General features: G+C 55.4%; 17 protein-coding genes. 11 read left to right on the top strand and 6 right to left on the bottom strand.

Going from position 1 to position 21,141, the window contains the following annotated elements; genetic code table 11:
- Nucleotides 1–17: 17 nt before the first annotated feature.
- Nucleotides 18–2,063 carry an ASKHA domain-containing protein gene (locus tag ACR0B3_RS03250; RefSeq protein WP_480807819.1) on the bottom strand — a complete coding sequence of 682 codons (2,046 nt, stop codon included), beginning with the start codon at nucleotides 2,061–2,063 and terminating at the stop codon, nucleotides 18–20.
- 214 nt (nucleotides 2,064–2,277) lie between these two features.
- Here ACR0B3_RS03250 and guaB point away from each other — a divergent pair, with 214 nt between their 5' ends.
- From guaB to ACR0B3_RS03235, 3 genes are all read left to right on the top strand, one after another.
- Nucleotides 2,278–3,726: an IMP dehydrogenase gene (guaB, locus tag ACR0B3_RS03245; protein ID WP_170757597.1), complete on the top strand. Its 1,449-nt coding sequence runs from the start codon at nucleotides 2,278–2,280 to the stop codon at nucleotides 3,724–3,726.
- A gap of 51 nt (nucleotides 3,727–3,777) precedes the next feature.
- A complete protein-coding gene (locus tag ACR0B3_RS03240) occupies nucleotides 3,778–4,941 on the top strand; it encodes an RsmB/NOP family class I SAM-dependent RNA methyltransferase (protein WP_480807818.1) in 1,164 nt (387 codons plus the stop codon).
- A gap of 103 nt (nucleotides 4,942–5,044) precedes the next feature.
- Nucleotides 5,045–7,336 (top strand): ATP-binding protein, encoded by a 2,292-nt coding sequence (locus ACR0B3_RS03235; protein ID WP_480807817.1) that lies wholly within the window; start codon nucleotides 5,045–5,047, stop codon nucleotides 7,334–7,336.
- Between the two features lie 5 nt (nucleotides 7,337–7,341).
- Here ACR0B3_RS03235 and ACR0B3_RS03230 read toward each other — a convergent pair whose 3' ends face one another.
- Entirely contained in the window at nucleotides 7,342–7,935 is a 594-nt protein-coding gene (locus ACR0B3_RS03230) for a gamma-glutamyl kinase (protein ID WP_480807816.1), read from the bottom strand.
- Nucleotides 7,936–8,125: 190 nt separating this feature from the next.
- Here ACR0B3_RS03230 and recA point away from each other — a divergent pair, with 190 nt between their 5' ends.
- The 4 genes from recA to ACR0B3_RS03210 all read left to right on the top strand — a co-directional run bounded on the left by recA (nucleotide 8,126) and on the right by ACR0B3_RS03210 (nucleotide 13,307).
- On the top strand, nucleotides 8,126–9,190 hold the full coding sequence (gene recA, locus ACR0B3_RS03225; protein ID WP_170683765.1) for a recombinase RecA: 1,065 nt from the start codon (nucleotides 8,126–8,128) through the stop codon (nucleotides 9,188–9,190).
- Between the two features lie 177 nt (nucleotides 9,191–9,367).
- On the top strand, nucleotides 9,368–12,040 hold the full coding sequence (gene alaS, locus ACR0B3_RS03220; protein WP_480807815.1) for an alanine--tRNA ligase: 2,673 nt from the start codon (nucleotides 9,368–9,370) through the stop codon (nucleotides 12,038–12,040).
- A 1-nt stretch (nucleotide 12,041) separates the two neighbouring features.
- Nucleotides 12,042–12,329: a DUF1330 domain-containing protein gene (locus tag ACR0B3_RS03215; RefSeq protein WP_480807814.1), complete on the top strand. Its 288-nt coding sequence runs from the start codon at nucleotides 12,042–12,044 to the stop codon at nucleotides 12,327–12,329.
- Nucleotides 12,330–12,689: 360 nt separating this feature from the next.
- Nucleotides 12,690–13,307, top strand: coding sequence for a transglutaminase-like cysteine peptidase (locus ACR0B3_RS03210; protein ID WP_480807813.1), 618 nt, complete (start codon nucleotides 12,690–12,692; stop codon nucleotides 13,305–13,307).
- Nucleotides 13,308–13,410: 103 nt separating this feature from the next.
- Here ACR0B3_RS03210 and ACR0B3_RS03205 read toward each other — a convergent pair whose 3' ends face one another.
- The 4 genes from ACR0B3_RS03205 to ACR0B3_RS03190 all read right to left on the bottom strand — a co-directional run bounded on the left by ACR0B3_RS03205 (nucleotide 13,411) and on the right by ACR0B3_RS03190 (nucleotide 17,651).
- A complete protein-coding gene (locus ACR0B3_RS03205; RefSeq protein WP_480807812.1) occupies nucleotides 13,411–14,178 on the bottom strand; it encodes a hypothetical protein in 768 nt (255 codons plus the stop codon).
- Between the two features lie 276 nt (nucleotides 14,179–14,454).
- A complete protein-coding gene (gene typA, locus ACR0B3_RS03200) occupies nucleotides 14,455–16,272 on the bottom strand; it encodes a translational GTPase TypA (RefSeq protein ID WP_480807811.1) in 1,818 nt (605 codons plus the stop codon).
- Between the two features lie 480 nt (nucleotides 16,273–16,752).
- Nucleotides 16,753–16,998 carry a hypothetical protein gene (locus ACR0B3_RS03195; RefSeq protein ID WP_170683771.1) on the bottom strand — a complete coding sequence of 82 codons (246 nt, stop codon included), beginning with the start codon at nucleotides 16,996–16,998 and terminating at the stop codon, nucleotides 16,753–16,755.
- Nucleotides 16,998–17,651, bottom strand: coding sequence for an alpha/beta hydrolase (locus ACR0B3_RS03190; protein WP_480807810.1), 654 nt, complete (start codon nucleotides 17,649–17,651; stop codon nucleotides 16,998–17,000). The genes ACR0B3_RS03195 and ACR0B3_RS03190 overlap by 1 nt, the downstream gene beginning before the upstream one ends.
- Before the next feature lie 179 nt (nucleotides 17,652–17,830).
- Here ACR0B3_RS03190 and iscR point away from each other — a divergent pair, with 179 nt between their 5' ends.
- From iscR to ACR0B3_RS03170, 4 genes are read left to right on the top strand one after another with little or no spacing between them, the layout of a single operon-like run.
- The gene (iscR, locus tag ACR0B3_RS03185) at nucleotides 17,831–18,289 is read left to right on the top strand and encodes a Fe-S cluster assembly transcriptional regulator IscR (RefSeq protein WP_170683774.1); all 459 of its coding nucleotides are present in this window, start codon (nucleotides 17,831–17,833) and stop codon (nucleotides 18,287–18,289) included.
- A 54-nt stretch (nucleotides 18,290–18,343) separates the two neighbouring features.
- The gene (locus ACR0B3_RS03180; protein WP_480807809.1) at nucleotides 18,344–19,387 is read left to right on the top strand and encodes a cysteine desulfurase family protein; all 1,044 of its coding nucleotides are present in this window, start codon (nucleotides 18,344–18,346) and stop codon (nucleotides 19,385–19,387) included.
- An 18-nt stretch (nucleotides 19,388–19,405) separates the two neighbouring features.
- A complete protein-coding gene (gene sufB / locus ACR0B3_RS03175; RefSeq protein ID WP_480807808.1) occupies nucleotides 19,406–20,926 on the top strand; it encodes a Fe-S cluster assembly protein SufB in 1,521 nt (506 codons plus the stop codon).
- Nucleotides 20,926–21,129: a hypothetical protein gene (locus ACR0B3_RS03170; protein WP_480807807.1), complete on the top strand. Its 204-nt coding sequence runs from the start codon at nucleotides 20,926–20,928 to the stop codon at nucleotides 21,127–21,129. The genes sufB and ACR0B3_RS03170 overlap by 1 nt, the downstream gene beginning before the upstream one ends.
- Nucleotides 21,130–21,141: the final 12 nt, after the last annotated feature.

Raw genomic sequence — 21,141 nt, 5'->3', positions numbered from 1 at the left:
TCCTTTGGATGAGGCGACTATGACCTCCTGCGGCGGCGGCGACCAGATTTTTCCTCATCCCCACCGCCGGTATTGAAGGACGGGGCGGGCAGGGTGACGACCTGCGCAAGCTCTGGGAACGGATCGGTTTTGTGCGGGATCGCGTTGGCGGCAACAAAATGGTCCTGAAACTTCGGTTCGATGGCGGTTTCGACCTTGGTGATCTCGCGCACAACGCGTTCAATCTCGGCCCGCGATCCGATGTTGCACAGCGCGATCCGTGCCCCGGTGCCCGCCGCATTACCGGCGCTGGATACTTTGTCCAGAGGTGCGTCAGGGATCATGCCCAGCACCATCGCGTGCTTCGTTGAAATATGCGCGCCAAACGCACCGGCCAAGACCACGCGATCCACACGGTCAACTTCCATCTCGTCCATAAGAAGGCGCGCACCGGCATAGAGCGCGGATTTGGCCAACTGGATGGCACGAATATCGCCTTGGGTAACGGTGATGCGTGGGCCACCCTCGGCGCTGGCATCGTGGATTAGATAGGAGTTGGTGCGACCTTCGGGCACACAACGCCAAGTTCCCGTCTGCGCGGCCGAGCCGATCAGCCCGCTTTCGTCCAGCAGACCCGCGATGCGCATCTCGGCCACGGCCTCGATAATGCCCGAGCCACAGATTCCAGTGATGCCGGTGGTGGCAATGTCCTGATCAAAGCCTTCGTCATTCGACCATTTCTCGGACCCGATCACGCGGAAACGGGGTTCTTTGGTGACTGGATTGATCTCAATCCGCTCAATCGCACCCGGGGCGGCGCGTTGGCCCGAGCTGATCTGTGCACCCTCAAAGGCGGGACCTGTTGGTGAAGAACAGGCCAGTACACGGTGAGTATTGCCCAGCAGAATTTCAGCATTGGTGCCCACATCGACGATCAACACAAGATCGTCGGATTTACCTGGTTCTTCGGATAAGGCGACCGCGGCACAGTCAGCACCCACATGGCCCGCGATACAGGGCAGGATATAGACCTGTGCGCGCGGGTTCATGTTGGTCAAATCCATCTCGCGCGCAGGCAGAGACATGCTTTCGGAAGTGGCCAGAGCAAATGGTGCCTGCCCCAGTTCGACCGGGTCCAGACCCAGCAGCAGGTGGTGCATCACCGGGTTGCAGACAAACACCGTCTCGACGATTAACGCCGCGTCGATCCCGGCTTCGTCAGCAATCGAAGTGGTTAGGTCATTGATCGCTTCGCGAACGGCCTTGGTCATTTCTTTATCGCCGCCGGGGTTCATCATGGCGTAAGAAACGCGGCTCATCAGGTCTTCGCCAAAGCGGATCTGCGGGTTCATTAGGCCCGACGAGGCCTTGACCTCACCCGTTTCCAGATCGGTCAGGTGCGCGGCAATAGTTGTTGAGCCAAGGTCGATGGCCAGACCGCAGAGCCCCTGTTCATGCAGGCCGGGCCAAATTTCGACGACGCGCGCCACTTCGTCCTTGTGGCCTTTGTGGACGGCGACCGTAACCTCCCATTTTCCTTTGCGCAGAACGGGCTGAAGCTTGGACATGAGCGACAGGTCGGCCGTAACCGCCTCGATGTCCCATTGCTGGCGCAGCGCGCGCTCTAACCGTTCCAGATCGCCGGTGGGGGAATGCATGTCGGGCTCTTCCACAACAACGAAATAGAGGCGCGTGGCAGGATCCATGATAATGGCGCGCGCGGCGGCGGCTTTGCGGACGACCTGACGGTGCACCTGGCTTTCTGGCGGGACATCGATCACGACATCGCCCTGAACCGAGGCCTGACAGCCCAAACGCCGACCGGGTTTCAGCCCGCGCTTGTCATCATAGCGTTGTTCCACCGCGTTCCACTCGCTCAGTGCGTCCTCAGATACGGTCACACCGTGTTTGGGGAACTCACCATAGCTGGGGGTAATCTGGCACTTGGAACAAATGCCGCGCCCACCGCAGACCGAATCCAGATCGACGCCCAACTGGCGCGCCGCGGTCAGAATCGGCGTACCAATGGGAAAATGCCCACGTTTGCCGGACGGTGTGAAGACGACAAGAGGATCGGTGGTCATGAATGCCTGCCTTTGTATTCGCGCGTATGCCGGGGAACATATGGGATTAGGCACAAAGGGAAAGAGCATTCAGCGGCACGTTTTGCGTTGCTTGCGTCGTTTTCGGGCGCGGTAAAGCCCCGCATCGAAAAACAACGCGTGTTCAGGGCTTTCCATTGGGTGAAATCCATGTAATAGGGTCACCGTCAAACGGGCTTTTGCATGGGGTTTTCAGATGCAGATTCGTGAGGCACTCACCTTTGACGACGTACTTCTTGTTCCAGGCGCATCATCTGTGCTTCCGGCAACGGCAGATACGAGCACACGCGTGACGCGTGAAATCACCATGAACATCCCGCTGCTCAGCTCGGCGATGGACACGGTGACCGAGGCGCGCATGGCCATCGCGATGGCACAAGCCGGAGGGATCGGCGTTGTGCATAAGAACCTCTCGGTCGAGGAACAGGCTCGTGAAATTCGTCGGGTAAAGCGGTTCGAATCCGGTATCGTCTATAACCCTGTGACGTTGCGCGCGGATCAGACGCTGGCGGATGCGCAGGCTTTGGTCGAGCGGTATAATTTCACCGGTTTCCCGGTGGTTGACGAAACTGGTCGGGTCGTTGGTATCGTCACAAACCGGGATATGCGCTTTGCAACCTCGGATGATACGCCGATCCACGCGATGATGACTTCGGACAATCTGGCGATGCTGCAAGAGCCTGCCGATCTGGAAGAGGCCAAAAGCCTGATGCGCGCGCGCCGGATCGAAAAACTGTTGGTTGTTGACGGTGGTGGCAAGCTGACCGGTTTGCTGACCCTGAAAGACACCGAACAGGCTGTGCTGAACCCCACTGCATGCAAAGACCGGCTGGGTCGCCTGAGGGTGGCGGCGGCAACCTCGGTTGGTGATGCAGGGTTTGAGCGGTCCGAGCAATTGGTGGATTCGGGCGTCGACATCATCGTTGTGGACACAGCGCACGGCCATTCGCAGGGGGTGCTGGACGCGGTAAAGCGCGCCAAGACACTGTCGAATGAGGTGCAGATCATCGCCGGGAACGTCGCCACAGCCGAGGCAACGAAGGCGTTGATCGACGCGGGCGCTGACGCGATCAAAGTGGGCATCGGACCGGGCTCCATCTGCACGACACGGATGGTTGCGGGCGTTGGGGTTCCGCAGTTGACGGCGATCATGGATTGCGCTGCCGCGGCCGGAGATGTTCCGGTCATCGCGGATGGCGGGATCAAATTCTCGGGCGATTTTGCCAAGGCCATAGCGGCGGGTGCGTCCTGTGCCATGGTCGGCTCAATGATCGCTGGTACGGATGAAAGCCCAGGCGAAGTCATCCTGTATCAAGGCCGTTCATTCAAATCTTATCGCGGTATGGGCAGTCTTGGCGCGATGGCGCGTGGCTCGGCGGATCGGTATTTCCAGAAGGATGCGGCCAACGACAAGCTGGTGCCTGAAGGCATCGAAGGGCAGGTGCCCTATAAGGGGTCGGCAAGTGCGGTTGTGCATCAATTGGTCGGCGGTTTGCGAGCGGCCATGGGCTATACCGGATGTGCGACAGTGGACGAGATGCGCAAGAACTGCAATTTCGTCAAAATCACAGGCGCGGGGCTGAAAGAAAGCCATGTGCATGACGTTCAGATCACGCGCGAAAGTCCGAATTACCGCGTCATGTAAACTTGTGAAGCATGGCTTAATCAAAGGCCGCGCAGATAAACGGAAACGGCAATGACACCTGCGGCTCGGGTTCAGGCTTCGATTGAGATTCTCGATGACATTCTTACCGGTGCACCGGTAGAGAAGGCTTTGACAGGCTGGGCCCGGCGCAGTCGCTTTGCGGGGTCTAAGGATCGTGCTGCAGTTCGCGATCATGTGTTTGATGCTCTGCGTTGTCGGCGATCCTACGCAGCGCTTGGTGGATCAGAAACAGGTCGTGGCCTGATGATAGGGGCCGCCCGATCCTCTTCGGTGGATCTGTTCTCAATATTTTCGGGTGATCGCTTTGCACCTGCTGTGGTGACTGAGGCCGAGCATTCCAAGCCGTTTCAATCGGACGCCGAACGCCTGGATATACCTGAATGGCTGTGGCCTGAGTTTCAGAAGTCGTTGAAAGACGAGACCGAGCCTGCCGCTATTGCATTGCAGTCACGTGCTCCAGCCCATCTGAGGGTCAATCTGCAGAAAGCTGATCTGCCCAAGGCCATCCAGTGTTTGGCAGAAGAGGGCATCAAGGCGCATCCGCACTCGGCCTGTGACACGGCTTTGGAGGTAACCGAAGGCGCACGCAAGATCGCGCAGAGCAGCGCCTATTCCGAAGGGCTGGTCGAGTTGCAAGATGCAGCGAGTCAGGCGGTTGTTTCTGCGATAGACCTAAAGCCTGGAATGCGGGTCCTGGATTATTGTGCCGGCGGTGGCGGAAAAGCTCTGGCGTTGGCGGCGAGAGCCAAAGATGTTCAAGTCTTTGCACATGATGCCAGCCCAAATCGAATGCGCGACTTACCCAATCGTGCGGCACGCGCGGGTGCAGAGATTTCCATACTGACCGCAGATCAGGTCGCCGATCACGCGCCATTTGATGTTGTTCTGATCGATGTACCATGCTCAGGCAGTGGATCATGGCGCAGGGCCCCTGCAGGGAAATGGGCGCTGACGCCAGAGCGGTTGGGCGATCTGTCGAAAACTCAGACCAGTATCCTCAAGGGTGTTGCTCCGCTTGTTGCTCCCAAAGGCGTGCTTGCCTATGCAACATGTTCGATGCTGAACTTGGAGAACGACAACATTATTGATGAATTCCTGACTTTTGACCGGGATTGGAAGTGTACCTTTCGGAAATCGTGGCTGGTTTCACACGGGACCGACGGTTTTTACACAGCGCACTTGACGCGATCATAAAGCCTAAAGCACAACCATAAGCAGTTTATACCTCTGATCATTAAGCGGTGGTTAACCATTACCAGCCGATATTGCTCAGAAATTGTCATAACCTGGGCTGTTTATGTCTAATATTTCAGAATTTTTTCCTTCACGTTCAAGTGGATGGAGGATTGATCGCGGTCGATATATCTCACTAATACTAATCGCAATATTGTTAAGCGCACTTCCTTTTTTCGGCGTTCTTCCCTCACAGTTAAATGCCGGAGTTGCGGCCGTCGGCCTATCATTTCTGGTGGTCGTAGTCATTGCTTTGGCACGCGTTTGGTTCTTCAAACAGATCGAAGTGCAAACCTATGCGGCCATGGCAGCTTTTCTTGAACAGCAGGATGATGCTTGCATCATCACTGATCCAGTTGGTGAGATATTGGTTGCAAACACCAGCGCCAACGCGCGCCTGATCAAGAAATCTGATTCACGATTTGACGTATGTCTTCGCACAGTATTTGCCAATCCATCTGCTGTGATACTGCGATTGCAGTCGCTTGCTGAAAAACACGGAGCGGCGGAAGAGGATGTTGTTACGCGAGGACAGACAATCCCCGTTTCTGTATCACGCTTGAGTGGCGGTCCTTTATGTTGGCGCTTCAAACTGGATGCGCCAAAAATCTGGCGCAATGTTCAAATGCCCGTTGTGACAGTTGGGCGCAACAATGTTGTTCTTGACGCCAACGAGATTGCGATCAAATTGTTTGGTCAATTGCCCGAAAGCCTCGAGGTTAGGCCGCAAGGTGATGGTGAGAGTGGGGGCAGCGTTGTACGATTCGGGTCAGGCGATGCTGAAAGAACCTTTGGTATCTCCACGCTTCGGCACAGTGGGATCGTGCGTGACGTACTTCTGACACCCTTTCCGCAACCTAAATCGTCGCCGGAGCCGACATCATTCGCTGCGCTGCCGGTTCCAATCATGTGCCTGACACCCCAAGGCGTGGTTGGCGAAGCGAATCGCCTCGCGGTCGATTTGGTTGGAGAAATCGAGCCGGGAACCTCGAATATCGAGAACATGATGCAAGGTCTTGGTTATCCGATCCGAGACTGGCTTGCGAACGCAGCCGAGCAAGGCGCAGCACCTCGGTCAGAGTTCTTGCGTTTGGTGCGTGAAGACAAAGAGATATTTGTTCAGGTCACCCTGTCTCGGATACTCAAAGACGGTCAGGTCTGCCTGATCGCCGTACTGAATGATGCGACCGAGTTAAAAACGATGGAGGCGCAGTTCGTTCAGGGCCAAAAGATGCAGGCGGTTGGGCAGTTGGCGGGCGGAGTCGCGCATGATTTCAACAATTTGCTGACCGCGATTTCGGGGCACTGTGATCTGTTGCTGTTACGCCATGACCAAGACGACCCGAATTACGGAGATTTGGTGCAAATCAACCAGAACGCCAATCGTGCGGCAGCGTTGGTCAGCCAATTGTTGGCCTTTTCGCGCAAACAAACTCTACGGCCCGAAGTTCTGGATCTGCGCGACACGATTTCCGACCTGATCCATCTTTTGAACCGTCTTGTGGGCGAGAAAGTACGCCTGACACTCAGCCATGATCCGGTGCTTAAATCTGTTTGTGCAGACAAGCGCCAGTTAGAGCAGGTTTTGATGAATCTCGTCGTCAACGCTCGCGATGCGATGCCCGAGGGTGGAGAGATTCGGATTGAGACCGAAGTGATAAACTTGGATCAGCCCATCTCGCGTGATCGGGCGATAGTACAGCCTGGTGAATACGTCACTGTTAAGGTCATCGACAGCGGCGTCGGAATCCCCGCGGATAAACTGCAGAAAGTATTCGAGCCGTTCTACACGACCAAACGCACTGGCGAAGGCACAGGGCTGGGTCTGTCTACCGTGTATGGGATCATCAAGCAGACCGGAGGTTTCATTTTTGTAGACAGCGTTCAGCACAAAGGAACAGAGTTTACGGTCCTGTTACCGGTGAGCGCCCGAATCCAAACACCAGAACCTGAAAACCCCGAAACCCCTGCGGAACAAGGTTCGCGCCAAGGCGAAGGTGTTGTGCTGTTGGTGGAAGATGAGGCTCCTGTACGCGCTTTCGCAACGCGAGCCCTTCGGTTGAAAGGATATACCGTCCTCGAAGCTGAATCGGCAGAAGATGCACTGCAATTGCTAGACGATCCTGAGCTTGCAGTGGACGTGTTCGTAACAGATGTGGTCATGCCCGGAATGGACGGCCCGACATGGGTGCGCGAAGCCATGCAAACGCGACCCGATGTGCGCGTGGTCTTTATGTCCGGATATACCGAAGGCGCATTTGGAGAATCTGGACCAGAGATCGAGAATTCCACCTTTTTGCCAAAGCCGTTTTCGCTAACCCAACTGACCGAAGCGGTATTTCAGCAAATAAACTGAAACCGCTACTCGGCGGAGTGATAAAGAACAAATTCAGCGGCGTGCTTTGATTGAAAGCGGTGCAGGGTCAGCTCTGATACATTCATCGGGCTTTCGGGCGAGACATTTTCGCGCGGCAGAACGATCTCGCATTCCAATCGATTTTGCAGGAAGTTGAGGATTCCCTTATGATTGTCATACTTAAAAACATGCGTGACGCCCGCACCATTTTTGCGAGGCTGTAGAAACTCGGTCTGACACCCCACATCAGCAAACGCCGGGCGGGGGCTTTGCATATAGGCATTCAAGAACGCCTCAAAACTCAGGTCTTTTGTGGAATGTGCATGACCGGCCAATTCAGGGCGCGTCCGATATCGATACCAGCTACCAAGCCAATCGACGGGTTCTCGCACGATCGCCATTACGTCCATCTCGGTATCGAACATCTTGCGAAACATGGTCTGAAAGAAGCGATCATAGCGGCGCATGTTCGCGTGTTTCAGGTCCGTGGGTCCTGATACCACAATATCCGCCCGGTCACGCAGGGCGGCTTGATAGGCGGTGCTGCCGGTCTTTGGAACCGACAGAAGCGCGAGTCGCTTTTCATAGAAAACTAGCATTTATCCTTTCTCTTCAACGCCTTTCGTGTCTCAGATTGTCGTAAACGACTCTTTAACACAATTGCTGAAGAGTGGTTTTCGTAAGTTTTAGTTGAAATGTTCTCTTTTTGGTCCCATAAGGAACAAGAGGCGAACAAAGCAGCGATTGCCGCCCGATCAAGGGTGTGACAAAAGAGAAGGCGACAGGACAATGGCGGATCTTCTGACGATGAGCGACAAGAAAAACGCAGACAAACAAAAGGCGCTCGACAGCGCGCTGGCACAGATCGAACGGCAGTTCGGTAAGGGCTCGATCATGAAGCTGGGCGAAGATGCCAAGCAGGATATCGATGCAAGCTCGACCGGGTCACTCGGCCTGGATATTGCGCTGGGAATCGGTGGGTTGCCGATGGGTCGGATTGTCGAGATCTACGGGCCGGAAAGCTCCGGCAAAACCACTCTGACGCTGCATTGTATTGCAGAACAACAGAAACGTGGTGGTGTCTGTGCATTCGTGGACGCGGAGCATGCGCTTGATCCGCAATATGCGCGCAAACTGGGCGTTGATCTGGACGAGCTGCTGATCTCGCAGCCTGATACCGGTGAACAGGCTTTGGAAATTACCGATACGCTGGTGCGGTCGGGGGCTGTGAACATGGTCGTAGTTGACTCGGTCGCCGCATTGACGCCAAAATCCGAGCTGGAAGGCGACATGGGTGACAGCAGCGTGGGCGTTCAGGCGCGATTGATGAGCCAGGCCATGCGCAAGCTTACCGGTTCGATCAACCGTTCCAACTGTATGGTCATTTTCATCAACCAGATTCGGATGAAGATCGGTGTGATGTTCGGCAGCCCGGAAACCACCACCGGCGGTAATGCGCTGAAATTCTACAGCTCGGTTCGTTTGGATATCCGCCGCATTGGTGCGATCAAGGACCGTGACGAAGTTGTTGGCAACCAGACCCGCGTCAAGGTCGTGAAGAACAAAGTAGCACCGCCATTCAAGCAGGTTGAATTCGACATCATGTATGGCGAAGGCATCAGCAAGATGGGCGAGCTACTTGATCTGGGCGTCAAGGCAGGTGTGGTCGAAAAGTCGGGGTCGTGGTTCAGCTATGGGGATGAGCGGATCGGGCAGGGGCGCGAAAACGCCAAGCAATATCTGCGCGACAATAGCCGTGCGGCGCTAGAGATCGAAGACAAGATTCGTGCGGCACACGGGCTGGATTTCGAGATGCCTCCCGAAGCGGAAGAGGATGATATCCTCGAAGCTTAAAGGACGCTGACGGGGCCCGGAGAATTTCCAGGGTTCAGCGAAAGGCCAAGGATACTTGGAACAGGGCGGTCCATCAGGGCCGCCTTGTTTCGTTTCGGGCGTGTCGCCTGTGGACACTCAGCAGGTGCGCGGCTAAACCAATGCGGACCAGAATGATAGCGCGCTGAGAGAGCCCAAATGCCCACGCTGAACGACATCCGCTCGACCTTCCTGAACTATTTCGCAAAGCAGGGCCACGAAGTGGTTGCCTCTAGCCCGCTGGTTCCACGCAACGATCCTACTTTGATGTTCGTGAATTCGGGCATGGTGCAGTTCAAGAACCTGTTCACCGGAGTTGAAACCCGAGATTACCAGCGCGCGACAACAGCGCAAAAATGTGTGCGCGCTGGCGGTAAGCACAATGATCTGGACAACGTAGGATACACGGCACGCCACCATACGTTCTTTGAAATGTTAGGGAATTTCTCGTTCGGCGACTACTTCAAGCCCGAAGCGATCCCTTTTGCATGGGAGTTGATCACCAAAGAATTCGGGATCGACAAGAACCGCCTGTTGGCAACCGTTTACCACACCGATGACGAAGCTTTTGAAATCTGGAAAAAGGTCGGTGTGCCCGAAGACCGGATCATCCGCATCGCCACCAACGACAACTTCTGGCAAATGGGTCCGACCGGTCCGTGCGGCCCGTGCACCGAGATTTTCTTTGACCACGGGGATCACATCTGGGGCGGCCCTCCGGGATCTGCCGAAGAAGATGGCGACCGCTTCATTGAAATCTGGAACATCGTTTTCATGCAGAACGAGCAGTTCGAAGATGGCTCGATGGTTGAACTCGATATGCAGTCGATCGACACCGGCATGGGGCTGGAACGGATTGGCGCACTGCTGCAAGGCAGCCATGACAACTATGACACCGATCTGTTCAAAACGCTGATTGAAGCCTCGGCTGATGCAACTGGCGTTGATCCTTACGGAGATCAGAACGTGCATCATCGCGTGATCGCGGATCACCTGCGTTCGACCTCGTTCCTGATTGCAGATGGTGTGATGCCGTCGAATGACGGGCGAGGATATGTTCTGCGCCGAATTATGCGCCGTGCAATGCGTCATGCGCACCTGTTGGGAGCGAAAGATCCTGTGATGCACCGTCTGGTGCCGACATTGGTGCAGTTGATGGGCGCGCAATATTCGGAGCTTGGCCAGGCGCAACCGCTGATCGAAGAGACTTTGCTACTGGAAGAAACCCGGTTCAAACAAACGTTGGATCGCGGTTTGAAGCTGCTCGATGAGGAAGTGTCTGGCTTGCCCGAAGGTGATCCGCTGCCCGGAGACGCGGCGTTCAAACTCTACGATACCTATGGTTTCCCGCTGGACCTGACGCAGGATGCGCTGCGCGAGAAAGGTCGAACCGTCGACACCGATGGGTTTGATGCGGCCATGGCCGAGCAAAAGGCCAAGGCCCGGGCGGCTTGGGCCGGGTCTGGTGAATCCGCGGATCAGGTGGTTTGGTTCGATATTCTGGACGCAGCCGGGGCGACCGATTTTCTCGGCTATGATACCGAGAAGGCCGAGGGTCAGATCGCCGCGCTTGTGGTCGATGGGGCATTGGTCGACAAGATCGAAGCGGGCGGCACCGGTTGGGTCGTGGTCAACCAGACTCCTTTCTATGGCGAAGCCGGCGGTCAGGTCGGTGACACAGGTGAACTCCGCCGTCTGGATGAGCGGAATGATTTCGCCCGCGTCGACGACACCCGAAAATTTGCAGACGGTAAAATCTATGCTCACAAGGTCACGGTTGATCATGGAACGATCTCAAAAGGTGACGCGGTTGAGCTGGAAGTCGATCATGCGCGCCGCACGGCCATTCGTGCAAACCATTCCGCAACACACCTTCTGCACGAAGCCCTGCGCGAGACTCTAGGAGTTCACGTAGCGCAGCGAGGTTCATTGAACGCATCAGATCGTTTGCGGTTTGATTTCAGCCATTCCAAGGCCCTAAGCCCGGAAGAGATTAAGAAGGTTGAGCGCGAGGTGAACGCGTTCATCCGCCAGAACTCGACTGTGGAAACCCGTATCATGACTCCGGATGACGCCCGTGAACTGGGTGCCCAGGCTCTGTTCGGCGAGAAGTACGGTGACGAGGTGCGTGTGGTTTCAATGGGCAAAGCGCCGACTGGCAAGGGCCAGGATGGAGAAACTTGGTCGATCGAGCTGTGCGGCGGCACCCATGTGCGCCAGACCGGTGACATCGGTACCTTCGTTGTGCTGGGGGACAGTGCCAGCAGCGCGGGCGTGCGGCGGATCGAGGCTCTGACCGGCGATGAGGCGTTCAACTATCTTACAAAACAGGACCAACGGCTCACTTCAATAGCCTCAGAGCTGAAGGCGCAACCGGACGATGTGGTTTCGCGCGTGAAATCTCTGCTTGATGAACGCAAATCGCTGCAGAATGAGGTCGCACAATTGCGCCGCGATCTGGCTATGGCTGGGGGCGCCGGGCAGGGTGGCGGAACCGAGGCACGCGATGTGAACGGTATCGCATTTTTTGCGCAATCGCTTTCGGGAGTGTCCGGAAAGGACCTGCCCGCCTTGATTGATGAGCACAAAAGCCGTTTGGGAACCGGAGCGGTCTTGCTGATTGCCGATACCGGTGGAAAAGCGGCGGTCGCTGCAGGTGTCACACCTGACCTGACAAACAAAGTGTCAGCTGTGGATCTGGTCCGCGCAGCGGTTGCGGAACTGGGCGGCAAAGGCGGCGGCGGGCGACCTGACATGGCGCAAGGCGGGGGCAAAGATGCCACGAATGCAGATGCTGCGATCAAGGCAGCCGAACAGGTATTAGGAGCATAATATGCCAGCACTTTGGATCGCACATGTCACAGTGACTGATGCCGACGCTTACGGGAAATACGCCGAACTCGCGGGGCCTGCAATCGCGGCGCATGGTGGAGAATTTATCGCTCGGGCAGCGCGCTACGTGCAGTTGGAAGGCAAAGAACGCCCCCGCAACGTGGTTGCGCGTTTTCCGACACTTGAAGCGGCAGTGGAGTGTTATAACTCAACGGCCTACCAACAGGCGCTGGACCATGCCCGTGGAGCAAGTGAGCGCGAACTGGTTGTTGTCGAAATCAGTGACTGACGCTCAGACTGATTCTGTGTTTGCATGAATCCAGCCAATCAAATCCTTCCCTGGACCTTTGAGTTGCGCCACGACATCTGATCTGGCGCAATCGATGCTTTTGCGTATTTAAACATATTGATTACAAACGGTTAGAAGACCTTCCTACGTGTCCTAACCGAGTTAGATCCTGCGATTGTGGCGTTGCTTGCCTTTTTCTTGCGCGAAAATGGTCATGAAAACTGACGAAATTCCGCCGTTTTTCCCACTCTATCCTAGAAATAATTGCGTGGTTGCCGCCATTTACGGATATGTTCCGAGATATAGGTAGGGTTCTGAGCCACGCAGATCGCTGTATCGGTTAGGACTCGAGGGATAGGCATGAACATCTTTAGCAAGACCTTAGACGCCCACTGCAAACGCGCCGCTAAGATCGGTGGCGTATTTAGCTTTGCCATCCTGCTTTCAGGGTCTTTACTGATTAGTAATGAAGCTGCAGCGAAGGACGCTTTTATTCAAAGCGTTTCAGCTTCTCCACCACCGACGGGTGCTGCGCAGCTTTGCCGGCAATATTCGTGGGCTTGCGCGCACAAGGCTTCCGTCTCTCTGTCCAGCTCGCAAGAACTGCAGTTGGTAAAGAAAATCAATCGCCGTGTGAATTCTTCGACGCGGGAAGTTACGGATCAGTCCCAATACAAAACTCGCGAGCTATGGGCGCTGCCGACGACCAGGGGAGGTGATTGTGAAGACTTCGCCCTTCTGAAAAAAAGGGACCTGATCAAAGCTGGAATTGACCCCCGGAAGCTCTTGCTTGCAACCGTGCTCGATACCCGCAGAAATTCTCACGCAGTTTTGGTGTACCGATCGAGCCAAGGTGATCTGGTTTTGGACAATCTGACAAATCAGATCAAGCCTTGGAAGGCGACGCGTTATTTGTTCCTGCGTATGCAAGATCCCAAGCAGCCTCGGAACTGGGTGGGAGTATACGGGCGTAGCTGATCGAGGCAAAGCAAGGCCGATCAAGGGTTCCGAAAAATTAGGGCGGTCGCAGAAGCGCCGCCCAAACTATTTTCTAAGTCAGATTGATCGAGGTCGGTATGCCTTAGCGACCGATATCGTCTTCATCCCGTTTTTCGAACCCGCGGACTTCTTTGGTTTCGAACGCTCCAAGTTTCTGAAGTTCTTTGGCAGCAGGTTGATATTGTGCATTAGAACGATATTGTTCCAACTCTTCCCTCAGACTACGGGCGGCATCTCTGAACTCGCGTGCAATTTCGCGAGATAGCCGAGCTTGATCTCTCTTCAATTGCGCGAGGCCTAGATCGCCAATTTCTCTAGCGAGCTTAGCTTCTTCGGCACGCGTTTTGGAGTTTTCGCGCCAGAATTGAGCGGCTTCGCGTTTACTCCTGAGTTCGGCGCGCTTCTCTTTGATCTTCTTTCTTTCTTCCGGAGTCCTTTTCTCCCGTTCTTTCTTCTCACCATCAGGTGTCGAAGGATCAGGATCGCTGTCTGGAGATGGGCCGCTGGATGTCGGACCAGAAGGGTCACGTTCTTGCTCGTCAGCCTTACCATCACCTGAACGCTGATCTGCAAAGCCAATAGACGCAGTTGGTAAATCTGTCAAAACCGATGCAAAGGCCGGGCAGTCGATCAACGTGCGCTCTAGGATGTTTTCAAAATCCGCGCGGCGCTGGATGTAACGCACCATGCGAGAACTGACGACGTCACAGGCGCACAATGTGTTCGATGATACGGATTGCTTGGCCGTCCTCACGGTGCACATCTCAGAGGCCTGAGCTGATGTTACAGAGATGAAAGGCAAGGCTGCGGATACAAAAGCAACCGATAATAGTTTGGACTTAATGCGCATTGCGCCACTCCTTAGGTACTCGTTAACTTAAATGCCGTATACAAAAACGGCGCCACACTTTGAACACAAATTCCTCGTTCTTCCGCCTATTTTCAAGCAGACTTTTTTTCTGGTTTCTGTGATCTGGCTCACTCAACCGACTATTTTTACTAAAAAACAAAAAGAAGACCCGCCTTTATGACGGGTCTCTTTATTTTGTCGTTGTTTCTAGGTTGACGTAAAAATGTCACGATTATGGCAATGTTTCCATATCGTGAACAAGTTCACTGCGTTGTGTCAGGCCGACTTTGCCATCCGTTTGCGCTCGTGCGGGTCGAGAAAGCGCTTGCGTAGGCGGATTGCGTTCGGTGTGACCTCGACCAATTCGTCGTCATCAATATATGCGATGGCTTCTTCCAATGAGAATTGAATGTGGGGGGTTAGCCTTACTGCATCATCAGATCCGCTTGCGCGTACGTTGGTCAGCTTCTTCCCTTTGAGCGGGTTTACCTCAAGATCGTTGTCGCGCGAATGTTCACCAATCACCATGCCCTGATAGACATCTGTCTGTGGGCCCACGAACATACGACCCCGTTCCTCAAGGTTCCACAACGCATAGGCGACCGCCTGGCCGTTTTCCATCGAAATCAGTACGCCTGCACGCCGCCCCGGAATCTGTCCTTTGTGCGCCGCCCAGCCGTGGAACACACGGTTCAAGACGCCTGTGCCTCGTGTATCGGTCAGGAACTCGCCATGATAGCCAATCAACCCGCGAGATGGCACATGGGCGATGATACGGGTCTTGCCAGCGCCTGCGGGGCGCATCTCGGCCAATTCGCCTTTACGCGCACCGGTAATCTTTTCGATGACAGCACCAGAATACTCGTCATCCACATCAATGGTAACTTCTTCGACGGGCTCAAGGCGCAGGCCGTCTTCTTCACGGAACAAGACCTGCGGGCGCGAAATGCTAAGCTCAAACCCTTCGCGGCGCATGTTCTCGATCAGAACGCCCATCTGAAGTTCACCGCGGCCTGCGACCTCAAATGCTTCACCGCCGGGGGTGTCGGTGATGCGGATTGCGACGTTTGATTCGGCCTCTTTCATCAGGCGGTCACGGATGACACGCGACTGAACTTTCTTACCGTCGCGACCTGCCAATGGTGAATCGTTGATGCCGAAAGTCACTGTAATGGTCGGCGGGTCAATCGGCTGTGCGGGCAAGGCTTCTTCGACCTGCGGGGCAACCAGCGAATCCGCGACGGTGGCTTTGCTCATGCCCGCGATGGTGACGATATCGCCGGCTTCGGCCACGTCGATAGGTTGCTGCGCCAGACCGCGGAACGCGAGGATTTTTGATGCGCGGAAATTTTCGATCAATGATCCGTCGCGGCTAAGCGCCTTGAGGTTGTCGCCCGCTTTCAGAGTGCCACTTTCTACGCGACCCGTCAGGATCCGCCCAATAAACGGATCGCTGCCCAAGGTGGTGGCGAGCATTCGGAATGGCTCGTCCTTTTTCTCAATTTGTTTGGGGGCAGGGACGTGATCGACGATCAGATCAAAGAGTGCGGCCAAATCCTTGCGGGGGCCATCGAGTTCCATATCAGCCCAGCCAGAACGGCCCGAGGCATACATGGCCGGGAAATCCAGCTGATCATCGTCCGCGCCAAGGTTGGCGAAAAGGTCAAAACATTCATCCAGCGCGCGGTCGGGTTCGGCGTCGGGCTTGTCGACCTTGTTCAGCACCACAATCGGGCGCAGACCCAAGGCCAGCGCCTTTGACGTCACGAACTTGGTCTGCGGCATCGGACCTTCGGCTGCGTCCACCAGAAGCACAACGCCATCAACCATGCTGAGAATCCGCTCGACCTCGCCGCCGAAATCGGCGTGGCCGGGGGTGTCAACGATGTTGATGCGGGTGTCTTTCCATTCGACCGATGTGGCCTTGGCCAGAATGGTTATGCCGCGTTCGCGTTCCAGATCGTTGCTGTCCATGGCGCGCTCGGCCACGGCCTGGTTTTCCCGGAACGCTCCGGATTGTTTGAGCAGCTCATCCACCAGGGTCGTTTTGCCGTGGTCGACGTGAGCGATGATTGCGATATTGCGCAGGTCCATGAGTGGTCAGCCTTTGAACGGGAAGTTGCCGCGCGCATAACGCGATGGGAAAAAATATACCAGCCCTATCCTCGGGGCGGTGGGCGGTTGTTGCTAAAAATACCTTGCTTGTCAGGGAAACGCGCATGCTTGCGCACGACCTAATCTCATCAGAGTACTTTGATGGGCCGGATCCCAAACCAACTTTACCATAGGTCAGGTAAACCCGACTATTCGGGCCTTTGCTTTTGTGCTAGCTCAATAATTGTTTTTAGTTTGTTTTTAATGAGTTTGATACAATGACGACTTTTGCAAAATCGATCATTATCGTTTCGGCAATGATTGTGGCGTTGGGGTGGCTTGCAGACGGGGGGTCCGTCGACATTGATGCAGCCCAGAGTGTTGAGCGGTTATCGGGTTTTCCAGTTTAAGCGCCGACCGGACGATATTTTTGAAAAGGAGCTTTCGGGCTCCTTTTCTTTTTGCGGACCTGAAGACGCTTCACTGTTTTTCGATCGCTTTCAGCTTAGAGCGATGCTCTGACAGCCGTTTTACCACGAATTGACGCGCCTTGCGTTCGGCCAACCGTACGCGGATTTCAGTCAAGAAAGCTTCTTCCAGCGATTGCGAGGCCGCGCCGAGTACTTCGCCAACCTCGACAAAAAATCGATCCTCGCCCGTCTCGTCCATAACCTTCATCGTGTCCTCGGCCAATCTGGCAGCGAGGGTGGTGATGGTATCGGACATCAGCGCGTATTCTCTGTCAGGCGGCGTTTTACGTAATCCGTCACATCGGTCATCAGCGTGTCCATGTGACGATCCTGGAAGAAGTGATCAGCACCTTCCACTTCATTGTGGGTGATCGTGATACCCTTTTGTTCATGTAGCTTGCCGACCAAGGACGTCGTATCAGCAGGCGGCGCGACGCGATCAGCGGATCCGTTGATAATCAGGCCCGAAGACGGGCAGGGCGCCAGGAATGAGAAATCATACATGTTTGCCGGCGGTGAAACACTGATGAACCCGGTGATCTCGGGGCGACGCATCAGCAATTGCATCCCAATCCAGGCGCCGAACGAGAATCCAGCCACCCAGCAATGTTTCGAGTTGTTGTTCATCGACTGCAGGTAATCCAGCGCCGAAGCCGCATCGCTCAGTTCACCAATGCCTTGATCGTACTCGCCTTGACTGCGGCCAACACCACGGAAGTTAAAGCGCAGAACCGTGAAGCCCATATTGTAGAAGGCATAGTGAAGGTTATAGACCACCTTGTTGTTCATGGTCCCGCCGAACTGAGGATGCGGGTGAAGCACGATAGCGATCGGTGCGTCTTTTTCCTTTTGCGGGTGGTAGCGGCCTTCCAGGCGGCCTTCGGGTCCGGGAAAAATCACCTCGGGCATGTGTGCTTTGGTCCTGTTTTTTGACGCGTCGGCCCTGAGATTATCTTGACGGTAATCATCAGGTACCTTAGAACGGTTCTAATTACATTGTGTCGCGTGAAAACGCTGTCAGTGGGAGATACGCACTGGCTAAGGCGGCGTCAATGTTTTCGCGCGGTTCTTACCCAGGGGAATTGAAAATGAAGCTGTCGACCAAGGGACGTTATGCGATGGTTGCTCTGGCGGATATCGCGCTGCAGTCCTCTGACAAGCTTGTCACATTGGGTGAGATTTCCGAGCGGCAGGATATTTCTCTGCCCTACCTCGAACAGCTCTTTGTCAAGCTGCGCCGCGCTGATCTGGTGGCTTCGGTGCGTGGGCCAGGTGGCGGATATCGTCTGGCGCGCCCCGCGTCCGACATTCGTGTTGTCGAAGTGTTGGCCGCCGTCGATGAGACGGTCGATGCGATGCACAAAGGGGCGGGTGCCTCTGGAGCCTCTTCGGGCAGTCAGGCGCAATCACTGACCAACCGACTTTGGGAAAGTCTCAGCGCCAACGTGTATGTGTTTCTGCATCAGACGCGGCTCTCGGATGTTATCCGGAATGATTTGGCGCCGTGCCCGGCTGTACCCAGCTTGTTTGCGGTCGTGGACGACTGATCTGATGAAGTTTCTTTGTGGCTCAACAATACGCACTTTGGAAAAGATACATCTATGAATCGGGTTTATCTTGACTATAACGCTACCGCCCCGCTGAGGTCTGAGGCACGCGAGGCCACGATCGCGGCGATGGATCTGGTGGGCAATCCGTCATCGGTCCATGCTGAAGGGCGCGCAGCAAAGGCCGTTGTTGAGAAAGCGCGAGCGCAGATCGCAACCGCGTTTGGCGCGGACGGTGCTGACATCGTGTTTACATCTGGTGCGACAGAAGCGGCGGCTTTGGCCATGGCAGGGCGCGACCTTTCTGGTGCGGCGATCGAACATGATGCGGTAAGGGCTTGGACCAATGAGGTTTTGCCGGTGTCTCAGGGCGGGGCTGTATCGGTCTCGGACGCGTCACAGTCCACTTTGCAACTAGCGAATTCGGAAACCGGGATTGTTCAGAAGCTTCCAACTGGTCTTGCCGTCACTGATGCAACCCAAGCTTTTGGAAAGCTACCAATCGCATTCAACTGGATGGGTGCCGAAATGGCGCTGATATCGGCCCACAAGCTTGGCGGGCCAAAGGGTATCGGGGCGCTGGTGATGAAGCGCGGCACCGATCTTGTCGCGCAGATCAAAGGCGGCGGGCAGGAAATGGGCCGTCGGTCAGGTACGGAAAATGTCATTGGAATCGCGGGGTTCGGGGCCGCAGCTCAGGCGGCAGCCAGCGATCTGGCGAATGGCGTTTGGGAAAAAGTAACAGAACTTAGAAATATTCTAGAAAACGCTCTTGAGGCTGGTTCGAAAGCTACTATTTTTGTCGGGAAAGGCCAGGAGCGGCTCCCAAACACCTTGTGCTTTGCCACGCCGGGCTGGAAGGGAGAGACCCAGGTCATGCAGATGGATCTGTCGGGTTTTGCGATCAGCGCGGGCTCGGCCTGTTCCAGCGGCAAGGTTCGCGCGAGTGCAGTGCTGACGGCCATGGGACTGGATGAGTTGACGGCAGCTAGCGCTATTCGCGTATCGCTGGGGCCGGAGACAACAGAAGAAGATGTGCTGCGTTTCGCCGAGACGTGGTTGGAAAAAGAGAAAAAGCATCGCGCGCGCGCCGCGTGATCAGACGGAGGGTGAGTCATGGCCGCTTTGGACCAGACCCAGGTGAAAGAGGGTGTTGATCAGGAAACCGTAGATGCGGTTCGCGAGGTCAGCGCCTACAAGTACGGCTGGGAAACAGATATCGAGATGGAGTATGCGCCTAAAGGCGTAAACCCCGATATCGTCCGTCTGATCTCGGACAAGAATGACGAGCCGGATTGGATGACCGAATGGCGTCTGGCCGCATTCGAGCGCTGGACCCAGATGGAAGAGCCCAAATGGGCGATGGTGCACTATCCGCCGATCGATTTTCAGGACCAGTATTACTATGCTCGTCCGAAATCGATGGAAGAAAAGCCGAAATCATTGGACGAGGTCGACCCCAAGCTTCTCGCAACTTACGAAAAGCTCGGCATCCCCTTGAAAGAACAGATGATTCTTGCGGGCGTAGAGGGCGCCGAGGATGCGCCTGCAGAGGGTCGCAAGGTGGCGGTTGACGCCGTTTTTGACTCTGTTTCGGTTGGAACAACATTTCAGAAGGAACTTAAAGAGGCCGGCGTCATCTTCTGCTCGATCTCCGAAGCCATCCGTGAGCATCCAGACCTGGTCAAGAAATACCTCGGTTCCGTTGTCCCGGTATCCGACAATTTCTATGCGACGCTGAATTCGGCCGTGTTCTCGGATGGTTCATTTGTCTATGTCCCGCCGGGCGTGCGTTGCCCGATGGAGCTTAGCACTTATTTCCGCATCAATGCGGAAAACACTGGTCAGTTCGAACGCACGCTGATCATCGCCGACAAAGGCTCTTACGTCTCGTATCTGGAAGGCTGCACAGCACCACAGCGCGACACCGCGCAGTTGCATGCTGCTGTGGTTGAGATCATCGTCGAAGAAGACGCCGAGGTGAAATACTCGACCGTTCAGAACTGGTTCCCCGGGGATGAGAATGGCAAGGGCGGTATATATAACTTTGTGACCAAACGCGCCGATTGCCGGGGTGATCGGTCCAAGGTGATGTGGACTCAGGTGGAAACCGGTTCGGCCGTAACCTGGAAATACCCGTCTTGCATCCTGCGTGGTGACGACAGCCAGGGTGAGTTCTATTCGATCGCGATTGCCAACAACTATCAGCAGGCCGATACCGGCACTAAGATGATTCATTTGGGCAAGAACACCAAGTCGCGGATCGTGTCCAAAGGGATTAGCGCCGGGAGGGCGCAGAACACCTATCGTGGTCTGGTCTCGATGCACCCCAAGGCCAAGGACAGCCGGAACTACACCCAGTGTGACAGTTTGCTGATCGGTGATAAGTGCGGGGCGCATACGGTGCCGTATATCGAGGTCAAGAACAACTCATCCCGTGTTGAACACGAGGCAACGACCTCGAAGGTGGATGACGATCAGCTCTTTTATTGCCGCCAACGTGGTATGGACGAGGAAGAAGCCGTGGCGCTGGTTGTCAACGGGTTCTGCAAGGACGTCCTGCAGGCGCTGCCGATGGAGTTCGCCATGGAAGCGCAGCAGCTGGTGGCGATCAGCCTCGAAGGATCGGTTGGCTGATGACTCCCAAACCCCAACAGCGAATCCGAAAGGATGATGTGCTGACGGCGCTTGGCTATGCGCTGCCAGTGCTCGGGGGTTTGTTGGGGGTTGCCTACGTCAACACCAAATACATGGACTTTATTAACCCGGTCTGGGCCGTGGGCGCTGGTGCATTGCTTGGATGGATCATCGCTCGCGTAATCCGCAAGGCACTGGGATAGGAACTTATCGGG

The sequence above is a fragment of the Ruegeria sp. CE9 genome, from assembly GCF_056537425.1.
The sequence above is the reverse complement of the archived record's forward strand: the minus strand, read 5'-3'. Positions and strand labels throughout refer to the sequence as shown.

Coding starts and splice junctions, on each gene's coding strand:
- ACR0B3_RS03240 (WP_480807818.1), top strand. CDS start 3,778: ATGACACCTGCGGCTCGGGTTCAGGCTTCGATTGAGATTCTCGATGAC.
- iscR (WP_170683774.1), top strand. CDS start 17,831: ATGAAGCTGTCGACCAAGGGACGTTATGCGATGGTTGCTCTGGCGGAT.
- sufB (WP_480807808.1), top strand. CDS start 19,406: ATGGCCGCTTTGGACCAGACCCAGGTGAAAGAGGGTGTTGATCAGGAA.
- ACR0B3_RS03210 (WP_480807813.1), top strand. CDS start 12,690: ATGAACATCTTTAGCAAGACCTTAGACGCCCACTGCAAACGCGCCGCT.
- ACR0B3_RS03195 (WP_170683771.1), bottom strand. CDS start 16,998: ATGTCCGATACCATCACCACCCTCGCTGCCAGATTGGCCGAGGACACG.
- ACR0B3_RS03250 (WP_480807819.1), bottom strand. CDS start 2,063: ATGACCACCGATCCTCTTGTCGTCTTCACACCGTCCGGCAAACGTGGG.
- guaB (WP_170757597.1), top strand. CDS start 2,278: ATGCAGATTCGTGAGGCACTCACCTTTGACGACGTACTTCTTGTTCCA.
- alaS (WP_480807815.1), top strand. CDS start 9,368: ATGCCCACGCTGAACGACATCCGCTCGACCTTCCTGAACTATTTCGCA.
- ACR0B3_RS03205 (WP_480807812.1), bottom strand. CDS start 14,178: ATGCGCATTAAGTCCAAACTATTATCGGTTGCTTTTGTATCCGCAGCC.
- ACR0B3_RS03235 (WP_480807817.1), top strand. CDS start 5,045: ATGTCTAATATTTCAGAATTTTTTCCTTCACGTTCAAGTGGATGGAGG.
- ACR0B3_RS03170 (WP_480807807.1), top strand. CDS start 20,926: ATGACTCCCAAACCCCAACAGCGAATCCGAAAGGATGATGTGCTGACG.
- ACR0B3_RS03180 (WP_480807809.1), top strand. CDS start 18,344: ATGAATCGGGTTTATCTTGACTATAACGCTACCGCCCCGCTGAGGTCT.
- recA (WP_170683765.1), top strand. CDS start 8,126: ATGGCGGATCTTCTGACGATGAGCGACAAGAAAAACGCAGACAAACAA.
- typA (WP_480807811.1), bottom strand. CDS start 16,272: ATGGACCTGCGCAATATCGCAATCATCGCTCACGTCGACCACGGCAAA.
- ACR0B3_RS03215 (WP_480807814.1), top strand. CDS start 12,042: ATGCCAGCACTTTGGATCGCACATGTCACAGTGACTGATGCCGACGCT.
- ACR0B3_RS03230 (WP_480807816.1), bottom strand. CDS start 7,935: ATGCTAGTTTTCTATGAAAAGCGACTCGCGCTTCTGTCGGTTCCAAAG.
- ACR0B3_RS03190 (WP_480807810.1), bottom strand. CDS start 17,651: ATGCCCGAGGTGATTTTTCCCGGACCCGAAGGCCGCCTGGAAGGCCGC.